General features: G+C 71.9%; 16 protein-coding genes and 1 pseudogene. 4 read left to right on the forward strand and 13 right to left on the reverse strand.

What is annotated here, in order from left to right; all coding sequences use genetic code 11:
* Nucleotides 1-58 precede the first annotated feature (58 nt).
* Together ACZ7DL_RS25400 and ACZ7DL_RS25405 are read right to left on the reverse strand one after the other, a co-directional pair.
* Nucleotides 59-1,780: an LCP family protein gene (locus ACZ7DL_RS25400; RefSeq protein ID WP_470777321.1), complete on the reverse strand. Its 1,722-nt coding sequence runs from the start codon at nucleotides 1,778-1,780 to the stop codon at nucleotides 59-61.
* A gap of 174 nt (nucleotides 1,781-1,954) precedes the next feature.
* Nucleotides 1,955-2,887 carry an urea transporter gene (locus ACZ7DL_RS25405; protein ID WP_470777322.1) on the reverse strand — a complete coding sequence of 311 codons (933 nt, stop codon included), beginning with the start codon at nucleotides 2,885-2,887 and terminating at the stop codon, nucleotides 1,955-1,957.
* Nucleotides 2,888-3,183: 296 nt separating this feature from the next.
* Between ACZ7DL_RS25405 and ACZ7DL_RS25410 the strand changes: the two are divergent.
* Nucleotides 3,184-3,432, forward strand: a pseudogene (locus tag ACZ7DL_RS25410) (Gfo/Idh/MocA family oxidoreductase); the annotation flags it as partial.
* Nucleotides 3,433-3,486: 54 nt separating this feature from the next.
* On the opposite strand, the gene ACZ7DL_RS25415 reads toward ACZ7DL_RS25410, so the two are convergent.
* From ACZ7DL_RS25415 to ACZ7DL_RS25440, 6 genes are all read right to left on the reverse strand, one after another.
* Nucleotides 3,487-4,671 carry a cytochrome P450 family protein gene (locus ACZ7DL_RS25415; RefSeq protein ID WP_470777324.1) on the reverse strand — a complete coding sequence of 395 codons (1,185 nt, stop codon included), beginning with the start codon at nucleotides 4,669-4,671 and terminating at the stop codon, nucleotides 3,487-3,489.
* A gap of 518 nt (nucleotides 4,672-5,189) precedes the next feature.
* Nucleotides 5,190-5,345: a hypothetical protein gene (locus ACZ7DL_RS25420; RefSeq protein WP_470777326.1), complete on the reverse strand. Its 156-nt coding sequence runs from the start codon at nucleotides 5,343-5,345 to the stop codon at nucleotides 5,190-5,192.
* A 360-nt stretch (nucleotides 5,346-5,705) separates the two neighbouring features.
* On the reverse strand, nucleotides 5,706-6,323 hold the full coding sequence (locus ACZ7DL_RS25425; RefSeq protein WP_470777328.1) for a hypothetical protein: 618 nt from the start codon (nucleotides 6,321-6,323) through the stop codon (nucleotides 5,706-5,708).
* A gap of 300 nt (nucleotides 6,324-6,623) precedes the next feature.
* Nucleotides 6,624-7,163: a DUF3291 domain-containing protein gene (locus ACZ7DL_RS25430; protein WP_470777330.1), complete on the reverse strand. Its 540-nt coding sequence runs from the start codon at nucleotides 7,161-7,163 to the stop codon at nucleotides 6,624-6,626.
* Nucleotides 7,164-7,194: 31 nt separating this feature from the next.
* Nucleotides 7,195-7,902, reverse strand: a complete 708-nt coding sequence (locus ACZ7DL_RS25435; protein WP_470777332.1) for a helix-turn-helix transcriptional regulator — start codon at nucleotides 7,900-7,902, stop codon at nucleotides 7,195-7,197.
* 194 nt (nucleotides 7,903-8,096) lie between these two features.
* Nucleotides 8,097-8,549, reverse strand: coding sequence for a hypothetical protein (locus tag ACZ7DL_RS25440; protein ID WP_470777334.1), 453 nt, complete (start codon nucleotides 8,547-8,549; stop codon nucleotides 8,097-8,099).
* 440 nt (nucleotides 8,550-8,989) lie between these two features.
* Here ACZ7DL_RS25440 and ACZ7DL_RS25445 point away from each other — a divergent pair, with 440 nt between their 5' ends.
* The gene (locus tag ACZ7DL_RS25445; protein WP_470777336.1) at nucleotides 8,990-9,361 is read left to right on the forward strand and encodes an STAS domain-containing protein; all 372 of its coding nucleotides are present in this window, start codon (nucleotides 8,990-8,992) and stop codon (nucleotides 9,359-9,361) included.
* Nucleotides 9,362-9,405: 44 nt separating this feature from the next.
* Here the strand turns inward: ACZ7DL_RS25445 and ACZ7DL_RS25450 are convergent, their stop codons facing one another.
* Nucleotides 9,406-9,483: a hypothetical protein gene (locus tag ACZ7DL_RS25450; RefSeq protein ID WP_465270406.1), complete on the reverse strand. Its 78-nt coding sequence runs from the start codon at nucleotides 9,481-9,483 to the stop codon at nucleotides 9,406-9,408.
* A gap of 182 nt (nucleotides 9,484-9,665) precedes the next feature.
* Between ACZ7DL_RS25450 and ACZ7DL_RS25455 the strand changes: the two genes are divergently transcribed.
* A complete protein-coding gene (locus ACZ7DL_RS25455) occupies nucleotides 9,666-10,139 on the forward strand; it encodes a GreA/GreB family elongation factor (RefSeq protein ID WP_470777338.1) in 474 nt (157 codons plus the stop codon).
* Nucleotides 10,140-10,158: 19 nt separating this feature from the next.
* Here ACZ7DL_RS25455 and ACZ7DL_RS25460 read toward each other — a convergent pair whose 3' ends face one another.
* Nucleotides 10,159-12,687: an ATP-dependent Clp protease ATP-binding subunit gene (locus ACZ7DL_RS25460; RefSeq protein ID WP_470777340.1), complete on the reverse strand. Its 2,529-nt coding sequence runs from the start codon at nucleotides 12,685-12,687 to the stop codon at nucleotides 10,159-10,161.
* Nucleotides 12,688-12,986: 299 nt separating this feature from the next.
* On the opposite strand from ACZ7DL_RS25460, the gene ACZ7DL_RS25465 reads away from it, so the two are divergent.
* Entirely contained in the window at nucleotides 12,987-13,358 is a 372-nt protein-coding gene (locus ACZ7DL_RS25465) for a thioesterase family protein (RefSeq protein WP_470777343.1), read from the forward strand.
* Between the two features lie 117 nt (nucleotides 13,359-13,475).
* On the opposite strand, the gene ACZ7DL_RS25470 is transcribed toward ACZ7DL_RS25465, so the two are convergent.
* The 3 genes from ACZ7DL_RS25470 to ACZ7DL_RS25480 all read right to left on the reverse strand — a co-directional run bounded on the left by ACZ7DL_RS25470 (nucleotide 13,476) and on the right by ACZ7DL_RS25480 (nucleotide 16,488).
* On the reverse strand, nucleotides 13,476-13,844 hold the full coding sequence (locus ACZ7DL_RS25470) for an NUDIX domain-containing protein (RefSeq protein WP_470777344.1): 369 nt from the start codon (nucleotides 13,842-13,844) through the stop codon (nucleotides 13,476-13,478).
* 132 nt (nucleotides 13,845-13,976) lie between these two features.
* Complete coding sequence (locus ACZ7DL_RS25475; protein WP_470777346.1) at nucleotides 13,977-14,858, reverse strand: YegS/Rv2252/BmrU family lipid kinase; 882 nt, start codon at nucleotides 14,856-14,858, stop codon at nucleotides 13,977-13,979.
* Nucleotides 14,859-14,895: 37 nt separating this feature from the next.
* Nucleotides 14,896-16,488 (reverse strand): FAD-binding oxidoreductase, encoded by a 1,593-nt coding sequence (locus ACZ7DL_RS25480; RefSeq protein WP_470777348.1) that lies wholly within the window; start codon nucleotides 16,486-16,488, stop codon nucleotides 14,896-14,898.
* Nucleotides 16,489-16,521: the final 33 nt, after the last annotated feature.

Here is a 16,521-nt window from a genome sequence, read left to right on the forward strand (position 1 = left end):
CAGCGCCCGAGCCCGGTGAGGCGGTCGAGGTGTGCCGTGGGCGTGGGGATCCGCAGGGTCAGGCGTCGGAGTCGGGCTTGTTCCGTGCCGCCGCGTACGCCTGGGCCGGTGTCATGGAGACGCCGTTCAGCGTGACCGTCTTGTAGGGGCTCACCTTGGCGCAGGTCTTGGCCTCGTCGGCGGTGGAGGCGTGGGCACCTCCGACGGCGGCCTTGGTGTCGGCGGGCGCGGGCGACGCGGTGGACCTGCCCGCATAGCCGCTGCCGCTGGGCCAGTCGCTGCCGACCACCAGGGTCAGTCCGCTGCCGGTGCCCTGCTTCAGATGGGAGGAGGGCAGACCGAGCGCCTTGGCGACCGTCCGGGCCCTGGCCTTCTGGCCGGAGCCGTAGGTGAGGGTGGTGGTCGTCGCGGGGCTCGGGGCGTTCCCCGTGGTCGTGGCCGAGCTGAAGCCCTGGTCGATGAGGGCGGTCGCGACGGCGGAGGCGCGGCCGGTGACACCGGTGCCGTTCTCCACCGTCACGGCGATCTCGGACGCGGGCACCGCCGAGGCGGTGGCCGTGGCCGTGGCCTTGGCGGCCGCGGAGGCCGCCGCGGACCTCTTGCCGGACCCGGTGGTCAGGGACTGGTCGCCCGCGATGGTGGCGAACAGGGACTTCGCGCCGGCGCCCACCACCACGCGGTCGTTGTCGGCCGGGTCGGGGGCCGTCTGCATCGTCGTGAAGGTGATCCGCTTGGTGGGGACTTTGTTCACATCGGCCGCGAGCGCGCTCAGCTTCTTCACACTGCCGAGGCCGTCGTCCACGGTCAGCGCCTTGGTCGCGGCGTCGGCGAGCTTGTACACCGCGGTGGGGTCGGTGAGCGTGCCCGCGCTCTTGAACTTGCGGATCATCGCACTGAGGAAAATGTGCTGCGAGATCGTACGGCCGAGGTCGCTGCCGTCGCCGAAGCCGTGCCGGGAGCGCACGAACTCGAGCGCCGCCTCGCCCTCGAGCGTGTGGGCGCCCTTGGACAGCTTCAGATGCGAGTAGGTGTCGTACACGTCGTCACTGACGCACACGGAGACGCCGCCGACCGCGTCGGACATCTTCACCACACCGGAGAAGTCGAGCTTGACGAAGTGGTCGATGGGGATGCCGGTGAGCTGGTGGACGGTGCCCACCTGGCAGGCGGGGCCGTACTGGAGCGCGCTGTTCACCTGGCCGTAGTACCCGGCCGTGGACTGGCCGGTCTGGCTGTCCTTGCAGGCCGGGACCTTGGTCATGGTGTCGCGGGGGATGCTCATCACGGTGGCGTTGGAGCGGTCCGCGGATATGTGCAGCACCATCTGCACGTCCGCGTTGCTGCCGGTCTGCACCCCGGTCGCCGAGCAGCCGCCGCCGAGTTTGCAGTCCGTCTTGCTGGTACGGCCGTCCGAGCCCATGACCAGGATGTTGATCGGGGTGCGGCCGAAGGCGTCGGCCTTCTCCGTGCCCCCCTTGCCGTCCAGCGAGACGCTGTGGATGTTGCCGTTCAGGTGCTGGTAGAACCACCAGCCCGTGCCGGCGGTGACCACGATGAGGACGGACAGGCAGATTCCGGCGATCTTCAGCAGCCGTCTGCCGCGGGGCACCGGGCGGGACCGGCGGGGCCGCCCGCCGCCGCCCGCACGCGAGGCGGCCCGGGCCGCGGCGCGGCCGCCCGGCGGACGGGTCCTGTCCGGCTCGGCCGTGCGCTGTCCGGGCACCTGCTCGCCGCGGCTGCGCGTGGCCTGGCCGACCTGCCCCTCCCACGGGTCGCTCATCTCCCACTCCCCTGAACGGTCGGGCCTGTCAGGCCGGCCGTCGGAGCGGCCGGGCATGCGCGGCGGTGTACGGGCAGGCGAAACGCTGCGCCAGATCGGTTGCGTGGTTGCGCAATCTAACAAACGCGTCCCGCAAACAGCACAGATGCACACGCGATTCACAGGTGAGGCATCTCATGACAGTGCCGCATCGCCCGGAGCGGCAAGGCAGCCGGAGTCTACGTGCTCTCCCTGAGGATCCGGGGCCGGTGCGGGCGGGCCGGGGTGCGAGGGCCGGGCGAGGCGGCCGGGGCGGGAGCCGGGCGAGGCGAGCCCGTGAAGGGCCCGGAACACCCCGCACAGGGCGAGGGCGACGAGCACCGCGTTGTAGCCCGTCGTGCCGTCGGCGATCCGGGCCGCGGGCGCGCCGAGTGCCCAGGCGGTCAGGATGCCGGTCGCGCTGCCGGCGCAGACCACCAGCCCCGCCACCTGGCTGACCAGAAAGACACCCGCGAGGAGCCGCGCCCCGACGTACCACTCGTCCAGGAAGAAGACCTGGGACACGTTGCGGAAGAACGCCCGCCACAGCTCGCCCAGGCGCGGCGTGGTCGGCCCGGCGGCGGCGCGGGGCAGCTCGGCGAGGCTGCCGCCGTGCGGCCAGATCCGTCGGAAGGCGGGCGCGGCGATCGTGGCCGCGCTCGCCATCAGGCAGTACGGCAGGGTCAGCGGCGGGAGCCGCCATACGCGCAGCAGCCCTACGGCCGCCGCGGTGGCGACCGCCGCAACCACGCATCCCGCGGCGGCGAGCAGCACGGTGGAGAGCCGGCCCGCGTCCAGGAACACCGCGCAGCACAGGGCGAGGAGGCAGGCGTTGAACCCCTCCAGCCCCGCCTCCACCCGATCGCGGGTCACCTGGAGCAACCGTGCGGCGCCGGTGCCCAGGGCGGCGCCTCCCAGGGCGTAGGCGCCGTACCGCCAGTCGGCCGTGGCCACGGCCAGGCAGAAGACGGCGCCCGTCGACGCGTGGGGCAGGAACATCACCTGGGCCGGGCCGCGCAGCACCTGCGAACCGAAGCCCCATCGGCGCCCCCGCCACCACCACGACCGGGCAGCCTCCGACCGTCGCATGTCCCGCCCCCTCACCCACGACCCCCTTGCATTTTCCGCATTACGGCACACATCTTCCGGCATACGGTACTGGCTGGCGAGTCGGGTGCTGCTGCGCGGAGGCGCGGTGCTCGTGTGACGGTGGGCGGGAGGCCGGCGCTAAGAGAGCGAACATGCGTGGCCCGCTATCACGCACCGACTCGTTAGGCCGGATACGGCGACGCCGACCCGGTTGAACGGCTTCAGGACCTCCGGTCACGGCTTGCCCGCGGGCGGCGGCCCGCTCGGCTCGGTGGAGACGAGCGGCGTACGGTCGTCCAGGCGCACCACCACCGTGTCGCGCTTCCCGGTCAGTTCCATGCGGAGGTCGTTACCCCGCGCGGTTCGGGCCTGCCTACGAGGAGGAGCTGAACGCCTTCGTGGAGGTGGTGCGCGGCGAGTGGCCCAACCGCTGTGACGGCCGGGAGGCTTTGCAGGCACTGCGGATCGCCGAGGCATGCGAGCGCTCCCGCCGGGAGCGGCGCCTGGTGCCGCTCCCGGATGACCGACAGGCGTCGCCCGGCTGAGGGCCGTGCTCCGTCGCGGTCGCGCACGACCGACTGGCGTAGGGCGTCGCGCCGCTACCAGCGCACCGGCAGGCTTCTCACGCCGCGCATGAGCAGGCCCGGCAGCCACTCCTCCGGCTCGCCGTCCAGGGCCAGGCCGGGAGCGCGTTCCAGGAGGGTGCCGATCGCGATCCTGCCCTCCAGGCGGGCCAGGGGTGCGCCCAGGCAGTAGTGGATGCCGTGGCCGAAGGCGAGGTGACCGCGGGTGTCGCGGCGGATGTCGAATCGGTCCGGCTCGGCGTACCGGGCGGTGTCGCGGTGGGCGGCGGCGAGGCCGACGAGAAGGCCCTCGCCCTGGCCGATCCAGGTGCCCGCGATCTCCAAGGGTTCGGCGGCGTACCGGTAGGTGGCGTTGTGCACCGGGCCTTCCCAGCGCAGCGTCTCCTCCACCGCCGCGTCGAGGAGGGTGGTGTCGCAGCGCAGGGCCACCAGCTGGGCGGGGTGGGTGAGCAGGGCGAGGACGGCGTTGCCGATGAGGTTGACCGTGGTTTCGTGGCCGGCGATGAGCAGCAGGTAGGCCATGCCCCGCAGTTCCTCCACGGAGAGCCGGTCGCCGTCCTCGGCGGTGGTGCGGATCAGATCGCTCAGCAGATCACCCGTCGGCCCGGCGCGGCGCTTGTCCTCGATCAGCTCGGTGAGGTACTCGGCGAGGCGGACGATTGCCGCGCGCTCTCTGTCCTCGCCGGTAGGGGCGACCACCTCGGTGGAGATCTTGCGGAACTCGGTGCGGTCCATCTCGGGGACGCCGAGCAGCTCGCAGATGACCGTGATCGGCAGCGGGTAGGCGAGGGAGTCGATGACGTCGGCGCAGCCACGGGGCAGCATGTCATCGAGCAGCTCGTCGGTGATCCGCTGGATCCGCGGGCGCAGTTGCTCGACCCGGCGCATGGTGAACGCGCGCGCGACGAGACTGCGCAGGCGTGTGTGCTGCGGCGGGTCGGCCGTCAGCAGATACTTGCCGATCAACTGCTCGTCCAGCGGCACCTCGCCGATCTTGGCGGTGTCCTTGGCCAGCCGGGGGTCGGCGAGGGCGGCCCGCGCCTCCTCGTACCCCACGACCAGCCAGGTCTCCCAGGCCCCTGCCGGGCTGGCGAGCCGGACCCGGTGGACGGGGCCCTGCGCGCGCAGCCGTGCATAGACCGGGTGCGGGTCCCGACGCAGTGCGTCGCCGTACTCCGTCAGGTCGATCACTGATTTCATGTCCCTCCCCCTTTGCCGACCTCCCCCGAGGTAGCGGACGACGCCAGTACCCGTGCAACGTGCACGGCGCCCGGCTGGTTCCCGTCGTCGCCGTACTCACACGCATACGGCACGGAAGCGCACGTCGCGCCGGTCGGCCACGGCTTACCAGGCGTCGGTGCCGCGGGGGCGAACGCAGCACCGGGCCGGCCCCGCGTCACGAGGCGCTGTCCGGCGAAGTCAGGCGGCATCGGACGGCCCGTTTTGAGCTGCGCGCCTGCTGGGAGCCTGGCCGGGCACACAAGTCTTCTGTCCGGCTCTTGGGGCCCGGTCACCGGCTGCGGCCGCGGCGCTCGGTCTGCGAGGGCTGTTGAGGTGCTGCGTCAGTTCCGGAGCCGGGCGTCTGCTGGCCACCCTGGGCGGGGCGGGTTGGCGGCGGCCCGCGTTCACGACGGCTTCCCGACGAGCGCGGCCAGGCGCTCCATCTCGTCTAGGCCGTCGTTGCAGCACTGCCCGCACACCAGCCGCCGCGTCTTGGGTCACTCCGGCAGGCGGACGTCGAACGGCACTCGTGACTCGTCCGTGAACTCGCGCAGGTCGTAGTCGCATTCCGCGCAGACCGGTCCGGCGGCACGGTCCTGCTTCTTTGACCAGGCGGGCCACTGCGCCGACAGCGACAGCTTGGTGATGGCCAAGCTGGTCTGCTCCGTAAAATTCAAAGCCGGTGTCATCGCGGATCTCGTAGACGTAGCAGATCCGGCGTGGACCGGTTCACTTTGGTTTGCGAGGGTGGCGCACGAGAGCTTGCGAGTCCGAGTGGCAGATCGGCCGCCCGGCCGCGCCGTCCTCTCGCCGCAGGCATCTTCTACAAGCTCTCGTTCTGTCCGTGCGTAACCGGGATTCCTTCGAGCGGCAGGTGACCGCGGGCGCAGTAGTACTCGGACTCCAGCCACTTCTTCAAGGGCCCTCGACGACAACTCCGATGCCCAGGATCGGAACAGGTTGCGGAGGACCAAGAGGTTGAGCACGGGCCGGGTTCGACGAAGCTCGAACGGTTACGGCGCCATGGGGGCGCGGACCTCCTTGCGGATGGTCGCCGTCTTGGCCGCGAAGGCCTCAAGGTCGAATTCGCCAGGAGGCTTGGCGAAGTCCACGGTCTGCGTCACGTCGACAACGGCCGATCCGTCCGCCCAGGAACAGTCCGGTTGCCAGGTCGTTCCGTACTGATCGGCGCCCCGAACAATCCGGCAGGAGACGGGCTTCGAGGAGCCCTGGGGGGTGATCGTACGGGGGCCGATGATCACGGTGGAGCGCCTGTCCGGGATCCGGCTGTCGAGGATCTTCAGGAACTCGTCGCGGGCCGTGACCGGGCTGAGCACGGTTCCGTACACCCCGGTCACCGCCAGCACGGGCACCGAAGTCTCCGACTTTCGGCCGGCGGGCTGATAGGCGGCGAACGCGGAGACGCCGTTTTCGATCCGGCCGGAGAGCATCGACGCGATGTTCGGATCGGGCTCGGCATGGTCGGACTCCGTGAAGGTGCCTTTGAGTACCGACTTGGGCATCTCCAACCGGTAGGGCCCTGATGGGACGTCCTTCTGTCCCGGGCCGTTCATCGATGGGTTTCCGCTCTCTCCACTGCCGCCACAGCCGGCCAGCGCCACCGTGGCCATAGCCGCAACCATCGCCGACCCAAGAAGTCGCTTCACGCATTTCCCCCCAACCACAGGCAGTCCAACTTGATCACTTTGCCATGGGTGGCCACCGGCAGGACAGGCCCGCCGAGGCAGCGTCAGTCAGTGGGCGGCCTCCGCGACAGGACGGCTCGACGGCAGGGCCGTCCCCGCCCCGGCCGGCCGAGCGGCCGCCCCGCACCCCCGCGATCAGCACAACGACGCGGGGACCGGCAACTGCACGCCTGATCACCGTCCTGAGGCCGGTGCCCCCGCCCTGCTGGATCGAGCGTCCCTGCCCTACACCGCCGCCGCGTCCCCGGCCGGCGTCGGCCGCGCGGTCCGGGCGGCCTGCGGCACGGCCTGAAGGTGCTGGGCGGCCTCGGCGGAAGTGTAGGAGGAGCCGAAGGTGAACGCGCGCGGGGACGGCCCGTGCGCCCGCAGGTCCGCCAGCCGCTCCAGGGCCTCGCCGACGGTCGGGAGGTGACCGGCGGGAAGCCACCAGAGCACCAGGTGCGCCTCGACGTGCCGTTCGAACCATTCACGGCGCCGACGCATCACCTCCAGGTGACCGCTGCGGTAGGTGAAGTCCCACAGGGCCTCCTGGGTCTCCCACACGGTCAGGTTGACGATGACGTCCTCGCCCGCCGGGCGCAGGCCGGTGGCGTCGGCTGCCCCTTCCTCCACGAGCCGCCATACGAAGCCGGGCGCGCCGTCGGCAGCGGCGTTGACAGGGTCGAGCATCTCGACGAACGGTGCGATGCGCGGGTCGTCGAGGGGGTGGCGGAGCGTGGCGACGTTGAGCTGGGCGAGGTGGGCGGCATGCGCGGATGCGGTCATGGCCTCATCCCAGCACGGCCCGTTTTCTATGTCAATGGCCATTGTTTTTAGAAGTCTCGACCACCACGCAGCACTCCCCCGGCCGGGCGTCCATGCGAGCACGGAGGGGCCCGTCCGTCCCGAGCAGCCCCTCCAGCAGGGCGAGGTTCATGCCGCAGACGAGCGGCGGGAAGCGCTCGGCGACGGCATGAAAGGGGCAGTTGCGCATACGGACGACGTGTACCGCTGCCCTGGTCGTCCCTTCGGCGCCTTCGGCGTCCTGCAGACCCTCGACACCTTCCAGGTGCGGTTCGTAGCCGCGGGCGGCCAGCATCTCCATGGCCTCTTCCAGGCCGCCGCACGGTGCCTTCGAGCCGCGCAGGGCCTCACCCCGGCGGCGGGCGGCCGCGCAGAGCCCGGCGTCCAGCCCGGCCTGCTCGGCGGCCTCGGCCAGCAGCTCGGCGGCGGTGCGGTAGTCGCGGGCAGGCAGCGACACCGACCGCTCGGCCCGCGCCCGCGTGTACACCTTGGCGGGACGGCCCGCACCCGGCCCCGAACGACCCGTCAGGCGACGGCTACCGCTCTCCAGCAGCCCGGCCTCGGTCAGCCTGTCCAGATGATGCGCAGCGAGCGTGCGCGCCACCCCGGCCGCCTCGGCGGCCTCGTTGCGACCGACCTCACGGCCCTGCGCCGCCACGTACTCGTACAGGCGCCGCCGCACCGGATCCTGCAGCACCGCGATCGCGTCAATGTCTTCCACCCGTCCATTCTAGAAACAACACAGGTTGGGGATAGAAAGGTGAGTCGCCCGCCTAGCGTGACTGTGCGGCACCGTTGGCATCCTGAGCGGCGGCAGCCACGGGAGCCCGGCGGCGACGAGCCGATCCGGTCGCTCTGCTCGGCGGAGACGCCAACGATCTGCGACGGAAGGCTTCCGTGTCCCGCGGTGCCCGGTTACTTCGCGGTGCCCCGGCGGCGTACCACCACCAGCACCAGGCCGCCGAGGGCCGTCGCGCCCGCAGCGACCGTGGCCAGGAACGGCACGCCGTCGCTGCCGGTGCTCGCGAGGGTGCCGCCGGTCGCGGTACCCGAAGCGGACGTCGTGGCCGCCGAGGTCCCGGAGGTGCCCGTCGCGCCGGTCGTACCGGAGGTGGTCGTCGTGCCGGAGGTGCCCGTGGTCCCGGAGCCGCCGGTCGACTGGCCGTGCGGGTCGTTGCCCTGGCCCCCCGTGCCGGAGCCGCTGCTGCCCGTGTCCCCGCCGGTCGTGGTGCCGCCGGTCGTGGTGCCGCCGGAGGTGCTCGTGCCCGGGTCGTCGTCGCCGGACACGTCGACGGCGAGGTAGGCGGTGTCGTTCGCCGGGTTCTTGTCGAACGCGGGGTGGATGCCGTACACCGAGCCGGCCGTCACCTCGCCCTTGGTGTCCCGGGCCGTCTTCCCGATCTCTTGGCGACGGTTCCTGCCGGGATCCGCACCACCAGGGCCGGCTGGTCGTCGCTCTCCTGGTTCCGGATCCATCCGGGGCCGTCGTTGCGCAGGGTCGCCGTGACGGTCACCCGGCTGCCGGGCGCACCCTCCGCCAGGTCGCCCTGCGCTTCGGTACATGGGGTCGGTCCACACCGTCGGTGCGTGACGTCGGTGCATGACGTCGGTGCGTGGAAACGGCGGCGACCTGGCCCTTGCCGACCCGGACGTCATGTACTGGACATAGGAGGAGCAGAAGAGGTTGTAGGGAGTCCAGGGGTGGGTATCGCGTCGAGGCACGGCCGACCGGCATCTTTCGCGCGATCCGGGGCAACTGCCCGGTGAGGAATGCACGGGGCGTAATCGGCGAGCTGGACGAGGGACGCGTGACGGACACGGGAGACTTGAGCGAACAGGCGGAACCGGCAGGGTTGTCGGTGACCTGCTCCACCGTCGACGGGGTCACCGTCGTCTCGGTGACCGGGGAGGTCGACCATCACACGTCCGGCGCCCTGCGCCAGGCCCTGACCCCGGTGGACCCCGACACGGCGCCGCGCACCGTCGCGGATCTCAGCGGCGTGCCGTTCATGGACTCCAGCGGCATCAACGTCCTCATCGCCGCTCATCAGGCCCACGCTCAGACAGGCTGGCTACGGCTGGCCGGAGTCCGGAGGCCCGTGCTGCGGACCCTGGAGATCGTCGGCCTCACTTCCCTCCTCGTTTGCTACCCCAGCGTCCGTGACGCCCTGGAGGGTTGAGGGGCGGGGCGTTCACGTCCCCCCTCCCCCCCTCGCCGCCCGAGTCAGGACTGCGGGCGGCGTCCGTGATTGGCCGCGTGATTACGGCGCGACTTCTTCTTCCGACGTCGCTTCGAGGACATGGGAGCCTCCACACTGCCGCGAACGGAGCACAACCGGCTCCGGGGATATGGACATAAGCACGATATATCGACACTTCACTCTGCTCCACCGCAACCGAGGGGGAGTGAATGAATCCCTCTATGATGCGACATGCCGGACTCTTGCCTCCCGTCCGGCTGCCGTCCACAGCAGAGGAGCAGACATGACCGGTGATCCGGCGCCGATCAGCGCCCAGGCTCGTCGCGCGCTGGAGCAGGAGCTGGCCAACCTGGAGGCCGAGCGCGGGTTGGTCGCGGGGACGCTCAAGGACACCACCTCGGTGGGCGACCAGGCCGACCAAGCCGACGAGTTGCAGCGCGCCGAGCAGCTGAAGCGCCTGGACCGTCGGATGGGGGACATCACCGAACGGCTCCGCGAGGCGGACCTGGCCGGTCCCGCCCCCACCGACGTGGTCGGCGTGGGCAGCACGGTCACCGTCCGCTTCCCGGACGGCGCGACCGAGACCCTCCAGATCGGCGAGGTCGCCGAAGCGCTGGACCAGATGCTGGTCACCGCCGACAGCCCGCTCGGCCGCGCCCTGTTGGGGCGCCGGCCCGGCGACAGCGTTGACTACGACACTCCGGACGGACCGGCGACGGCGGTCGTGGTGTCGATCGGGACGGGTCGGTCTTCGTAACGGGTCGACGTGTGTTCCGCTACCCCGCCGGTGCCGTGGCGCCCGGCGCGGCCGGTGCTCCGGATTCGTTCCTCCGCACCGAGCAGTGCAGCGAGTCGTGTTGTACGTCGGCGACGATGGTGTCACCGGGCTCGGCCTCGCCGCTGAGCAGCAGGCCGGCGATGCGGTTGTCGAGTTCCGCCTGGATCGTGCGGCGCAGCGGGCGGGCGCCGAACTCCGGCTGGTGACCGTGGGCGATGAGCAGCTTCTTGGCCGATTCCGTGACTTCCAGGCCAATGCCCTGTGCGCGCACCTTGCGCTTGCTCTGGTCCAGCAGGTGGTCCACGATCCGGCTCAGGTCGTCCTCGGTCAGGGCGTGGAAGATGATGATGTCGTCGATCCGGTTGAGGAACTCGGGCAGGAACCTGCCGCGCAGGTCGTCCATCAGCGCGTCCTTGAGGTCGGACACATCGCCCTTGTGGTCCAGGATGCGGTGCGCGCCGATGTTGGAGGTCATGATGACGACACAGTGCCGGAAGTCGACGGTGCGGCCCTGGGCGTCCGTCAGCCGTCCGTCGTCCAGGATCTGAAGCAGCGTGTTGAAGATGTCGGGGTGGGCCTTCTCCACCTCGTCGAAGAGCACCACGCTGTAGGGCTGGCGGCGGACCTTCTCGGTGAGCTGGCCCGCCTCCTCGTAGCCGACGTATCCGGGAGGCGCGCCGACCAGCCGGGCGACGGTGTGCTTCTCCTGGAACTCGCTCATGTCGAACCGGATCATGCGGTCCTCCTCGCCGAAAAGGAGGGCGGAGAGGGTCTTGGCGAGTTCGGTCTTGCCGACACCGGTCGGGCCGAGGAAGAGGAAGGACCCGACGGGGCGGTTCGGGTCGCCCATGCCGGCGCGGTTGCGGCGCACGGCCTGCGAGACCGCGGTGACCGCCTCGTCCTGGCCGACGACCCTCGCGTGCATCTCCTCTTCGAGCCGCAGGAGCTTCTCCTTCTCGCTGGCGGTGAGTTGGGAGACCGGGATGCCGGTGCGGCGGGAGACGACGTCGGCGATGTCGGCGGCGGTGACGGAGACGATGCCCTCGCGGCGCTCCTCGATGCCGGCGAGTTCGCCCTCCACTTCGGCGATCTCCCGCTTCAGTTCCGAGGCTTTCTCGAAGTCCTCGGCGGACACGGCCTGGTCGAGTTCCCGGCGCAGCTTGGCGATACGGTCCTCGCGGCTGACGATCTCGGTGGAGCGGCTCGCGCTGCGCAGCCGTACCCGGGCGCCGGCCTGGTCCATCACGTCGATCGCCTTGTCGGGCAGGAAACGGTCGCTGACGTACCGGTCGGACAGTTCGGCGGCGGCCGCCAACGCAGCGTCGTCGAAGCGGACTTGGTGGTGGGCCTCGTAGGAGTCGCGCAGCCCCTCGAGGATCTGCACGGTCTCCTCGACGGTGGGCTCCGGGACCATCACGGGCTGGAACCGGCGCTCCAGGGCGGCGTCCTTCTCGACGTACTTGCGGTATTCGTCGATGGTCGTGGCGCCCACGACATGGAGTTCCCCGCGCGCGAGGGCGGGCTTGAGCATGTTGCCCGCGTCCATGGAGCCCTCGCCGGTCGCGCCGGCGCCGACGACCGTGTGCAGTTCGTCGATGAAGAGGACGATGTCGCCGCCGGCCGCCTGGACGTCCTCGATGACCTTCTTCAGCCGCTCCTCGAACTGCCCCCGGTACTGGGCGCCCGCCACCATCCCCGACAGGTCCAGCGCGACGACCCGCTTGTTCTTCAGGGTGTCGGGGACTTCGCCCGCCACGATGCGCTGGGCCAGTCCCTCGACGATGGCGGTCTTGCCGACGCCGGGTTCGCCGATGAGCACGGGGTTGTTCTTGGAGCGCCGGGAGAGGATCTCGACGGTCTGCTCGATCTCCCCGGCCCGCCCGACCACCGGGTCGAGCTTGCCGGCCTTAGCCTCCTCCGTGAGGTCGCGGCCGAACTCGTCGAGGGTGGTGGCCGGCTTCTTCCGCTCGGCGGGGGCTCCTTCGGTGCGGGCCGCCGCCTGTTCGGTGAGGCCCGCGAGCCGCTTGGCGTCCAGGCCCTCGGCCCGCAGCATCCGGGCGGCGCCCGTCTCACTGTCGCCGATCAGGGCGCTCAGGATGTGCTCGGGGCCGATGTAGGACACACCGGCCGCCTGGGACTCGGCGTAGGCGGCGCGGAGCGTGCGCTTGGCCGCCGGGGTGAGGCCGGGCTGGGCGGAGGGCTCGGCGGATTCCCGCGGCAGAATCTTGGCCAGCTCGACCGCGAGCGTGTCGGGGTTCATGCCCAGCTGGGAGAGCAGCCTGCGTGAGGGGTCGACCTGGGTGGCCGCCCAGAGCAGGTGTTCGGTGTCGAGGTCGGAGGTGCCGTCCTCGACGGCCCGCTGGACGGCCAGGCTCAGCAGTCCCTGCGAGGATTCGGTCAGCAGCCGTCCGATGGGCACCCGCTGTACCGCGGGGGGCGATGACGCCGGTGACATGCCGAAGAAACGATTCAGTAGCTCGCTGAACGGATCCGACGAACCGAACTGTGCACCGAACGACATCGACATGACAGCTCCTGGCGCGCGAGGGGGCGGTATCCGGTGGGGGCCGTGGGGTCAGTACTCACTGAACCCCGGTGCCGGGGGTGCCGCAAGCGGAAGGCCCAGGCCGCCGATCCGACGCCCACGACGCAGCTCAGCTCCCGTGCGGGCTCACGGAGAGCGACCGAGATCAGCAGTCCGACCCTTCTGAGTCGGCGAGTTGCGGACCTCTGGTCCTCGCCGGCCCCGTGGCGGCGACGCCGCGCCGGAGAGCTCGCCTCTCCGCTCCTGAAGCGGCTCCGGGGTTCCGGCGCTAGCGTGGTGTGATGCGGCACCTGGTGACCGATGCCGACACCGCTGTGCGGGTGGGCAGCGGTGATGTACCCGTGCTCGCGACACCGCGGCTGATCGCGTGGATGGAGGCGGCGACCGTGCGAGCCGCGGCGCCGTACCTCGGGGCGGGCGAGACCAGCGTGGGTACCGCGGTCCGCGTCGAGCATCTGCGGACCACGCGGGTGGGCGGCGAGGTCGAGGTGACCGCGGAGCCTCCGTCCTCCCCGGCGGGCCGGCGGCTCACCTTCGCGGTGCGGGCCGTCGACGGCTCGGGCCGGGTGGTCGCATCGGGCGAGATCGAGCGTGCCGTCGTGGACCGGGAGCGGTTCCTCGGTCCGCCGCCCGCCCCTGCGGCGGACCGCTGAGCCGCCGGCCGCGCGGCCCGCGACGAACCGCGGCGGCCGTCCTGGCCGGCCCACGCGAACGCCGGCGGCCCTACCGGCTGTTCGTCCGTCTCCGCACACGGCCGGCCACATGTCGGTTCAGGCGGGTGTGTGTCCCCGCAGGTAGTCCCGTACGACGCCGGGCAAGGGGGTGCCGGCGATCTCCCCGATCGGTGCCCAGCGCACTTGCTCCGGCGTGAGGCGGCCCCCGTCCGACGGTGACTCGCTGAGCAGTTGGCACACCACCGCCGTCTCCCCCGCGGTGTCCCGCGGCTCCAGCGGCTCGGTGCCGTCGACCAGGTAACCGGTGACCTCGTAGACGATCCGCGCCGCGGTGGCCTGGGCCGGCTCGGCCGCTTGCGGGGTGCCCGAGGGCAGCCCCCAGCCGTCTCCGTCCGGCACCAGCAACAGCCGCCCGTCGTACACGACCACCGCCCGCACCACGCCCTCGGCCGACTCCAGCGTCATGGTCCCACCGCCCCTTCCCCAGGCGCTGGTTGCCTACCCACGGGTGGGCGGGTGATGCGCCGGAACCGACGGGTGGCCGCTCCTTCGGGAGCCCCGGGCGGGGATTCCCGCGGTGTGCCGGAAGGTCTCCGGTCAGTACAGCACCGGCAGGTCCCCGGGCCGCACCCGCAGCGTCACCGGCAAGGTGGCCTCCACCTCGCCGTCGGCGCCGTAGGGGACGGGACGGTCGGCCTCGATGCGCAGTTCCCGGCCGCGCAGGACGCGCACTTCGGGGCGGCGGACGTGGGCACCGGTCTTCAACTCGCTCATCATGGTGAAGAACAGCCGGCGCGGGGCCTCGCGGATCAGCACGATGTCCAGCAACCCGTCGTCGACGCGCGCGTCGGGGGCGATGAGCCGGCCGGAGCCGTAGTAGGGGGAGTTGGCGGCGACGACCGTGTAGCCGCGGTGGGTGTGTTCCTCGCCGTCGACGGTGACGCGGTAGTCGGCCGCCCGCCAGGTGGTGACGGCGCGCAGGCCGCCCGCGTAGTAGGAGGCGGCGCCGCGCAGCAGCCGGACGTTGTTGGCGTGCCGGTTGGCCTCGGCGTCGACGCCGGCGTACACGCTGCCCAGCACCACGGTGCGCGGGTGGACGGCCGACTCGACCTCGATCGTGTCGACGGGCCGGGGCTCGGCGTGCAGCAGGATGTCGGCGAGTGCGGCCGGCTCGGCGGGCAGGTGGAGCGCGCGGGCGAAGTCGTTGCCGCGCCCGGCGGGTACGAGGCCGAGCACGGTCCCGGTGCCGCTGAGCGCGCCGCCGATGCCGCCGGCGATGCCGTCGCCGCCCACGGCCAGGACGATCCGGCCGCGCTCGCCTGCCGCGCGGGCGATGTCCTGGGCGTGGGCGAGGCTGCGGCTGTACTCCGTCTCCAGCTCGGCCCCGCCCTCTCGCAGGAGACGGGCCAGGTGGAGCAGGGTCGCCGCCCCGGTGGAGCCGCCCGCGGTGGGGTTGACGACGGCGGTGAACTGGCGCATCGGTGTGCCTCCGAGGCAGGCGGTCGGATCGGGTGGGTCAGTCGGTGGGCAGCAGGACGCCCGGGTTGAGCAGGCCGTCCGGGTCCAGGCGGCGCTTGACGGCGCGCAGGGCGGAGACGCCGAGCGGGCCGGCTTCGCGGACGTACCAGTCGCGGTGGTCGGTGCCGACCCCGTGGTGGTGGGAGATGGTGCCGCCGGCGGCGAGCACGGCTTCGTTGGCCGCGTGCTTGGCGGGCGTCCAGTGGGCCACCGGGTCCTCGCCCTGGGCGCTGACGACGGTGAAGTACAGCGAGGCGCCGTTCTCGTACACGTGCGAGATGTGGCACATGACCAGGGGCGGGGTGCCGGCCTGGGTGAGCGTGTCGGTCAGGGCGGTGCGGACGGCCGTGTACAGCTCGGGGATGCGCGACCAGAAGGCCGCGGTCTCCAGCGTCTCGGCGAAGGCGCCGACGTCGAGCAGGGCGTCGCGCAGGTAGGGCGCGGAGTAGCGGCCGTGGGCCCAGCGTTCGCCGGGTTCGGCGCCGACCAGGGTGCCACCGCAGTCGGTCAGGACGGCCGCCGCGCGCTCGCGGCGGTAGGCGGTGTCCTCGGCGGTGCCCTCGTACCCGGTGATCGCCAGGCAGCCGGCGCCGCCCTGCGCCAGGCCGGCGCCGATCGCGTCGGGCTGGGCAAGGCCGATGAGCGTCTCGGTCTCGTCGGACAGGCGCAGCACGGTCGGCCGGGGCCCGTCCTGGGCGAGCCGGCGCAGTGCGGCGGCGCCCTCCTCGAAGGAGCCGAACCGCCAGCCCTCGTACACGCGCACCTCGGGCAGGGGGCGGATCCGTACGGTGACGGAGGTGATGACGCCGAAGGCGCCCTCGGAGCCGAGGATCAGCTGGCGCAGGTCCGGTCCGGCCGCGGAGCGGGGGGCGCGGCCGGTCTCGATGGTGCCCTCGGGGGTGGCGAGGGCCAGGCCGAGCACCATCTCGTCGAAGCGGCCGTATCCGGCGGACGCCTGTCCGCTGGACCGGGCGGCGGCGAAGCCGCCGATGGTGGCCCATTCGAAGGACTGCGGGAAGTGGCCGAGGGTGAAGCCGTGTTCGCCGAGCAGGGCTTCGGCCTCGGGGGCGCGCAGGCCCGGCTGGAGGACGGCGGTGCGGGAGACGGGGTCCAGGTCGAGCAGGCCGTTCATGCGGCGCAGGTCGAGGGCGATGAACGCGCTGCGCTGCGGGGCGAGTCCGCCCACGACGGAGGTGCCGCCGCCGAAGGGGACGACGGCCAGGCCGTGCGCGGCGCAGGCGCGCAGCACGGCGAGGACCTCGTCGTGGGTGGCGGGCAGGACGACGGCCTGGGGGACGTCGGCGAGGTCGCCGGTGCGGATGCGCAGCAGGTCGGGGGTGGACTTGCCGCGGGTGTGCCGGATGCGGCTCTCCGCGTCCGTGCGGACGTGCTGGTCGCCGCCCACGGCGTCGGCGAGTGCCTTGAGGGCGGCGGGCTCGGCCGTGGGGGCGGGCGGGCGGATGTCCTCCAGGGCGAGCGCGGGTGTGGTGCGCGGCTTGACGCCGAACAGGTCGCGCAGCAGCCCGGTCACCGTCTCGGGCAGCGGTGCCGCCTTGGCCGGGTCGCCCCAGCCGTTCCACAGCATGTCCATTGAACGGTCGTCCTCACAGGTCGGTGTGCTGGT

The sequence above is a fragment of the Streptomyces sp. NPDC036984 genome, from assembly GCF_055607665.1.

Coding starts and splice junctions, on each gene's coding strand:
- ACZ7DL_RS25460 (WP_470777340.1), bottom strand. CDS start 12,687: ATGTCGATGTCGTTCGGTGCACAGTTCGGTTCGTCGGATCCGTTCAGC.
- ACZ7DL_RS25450 (WP_465270406.1), bottom strand. CDS start 9,483: ATGTCCTCGAAGCGACGTCGGAAGAAGAAGTCGCGCCGTAATCACGCG.
- ACZ7DL_RS25465 (WP_470777343.1), top strand. CDS start 12,987: ATGCGGCACCTGGTGACCGATGCCGACACCGCTGTGCGGGTGGGCAGC.
- ACZ7DL_RS25425 (WP_470777328.1), bottom strand. CDS start 6,323: ATGGCCACGGTGGCGCTGGCCGGCTGTGGCGGCAGTGGAGAGAGCGGA.
- ACZ7DL_RS25480 (WP_470777348.1), bottom strand. CDS start 16,488: ATGGACATGCTGTGGAACGGCTGGGGCGACCCGGCCAAGGCGGCACCG.
- ACZ7DL_RS25405 (WP_470777322.1), bottom strand. CDS start 2,887: ATGCGACGGTCGGAGGCTGCCCGGTCGTGGTGGTGGCGGGGGCGCCGA.
- ACZ7DL_RS25415 (WP_470777324.1), bottom strand. CDS start 4,671: ATGAAATCAGTGATCGACCTGACGGAGTACGGCGACGCACTGCGTCGG.
- ACZ7DL_RS25455 (WP_470777338.1), top strand. CDS start 9,666: ATGACCGGTGATCCGGCGCCGATCAGCGCCCAGGCTCGTCGCGCGCTG.
- ACZ7DL_RS25400 (WP_470777321.1), bottom strand. CDS start 1,780: ATGAGCGACCCGTGGGAGGGGCAGGTCGGCCAGGCCACGCGCAGCCGC.
- ACZ7DL_RS25470 (WP_470777344.1), bottom strand. CDS start 13,844: ATGACGCTGGAGTCGGCCGAGGGCGTGGTGCGGGCGGTGGTCGTGTAC.
- ACZ7DL_RS25430 (WP_470777330.1), bottom strand. CDS start 7,163: ATGACCGCATCCGCGCATGCCGCCCACCTCGCCCAGCTCAACGTCGCC.
- ACZ7DL_RS25475 (WP_470777346.1), bottom strand. CDS start 14,858: ATGCGCCAGTTCACCGCCGTCGTCAACCCCACCGCGGGCGGCTCCACC.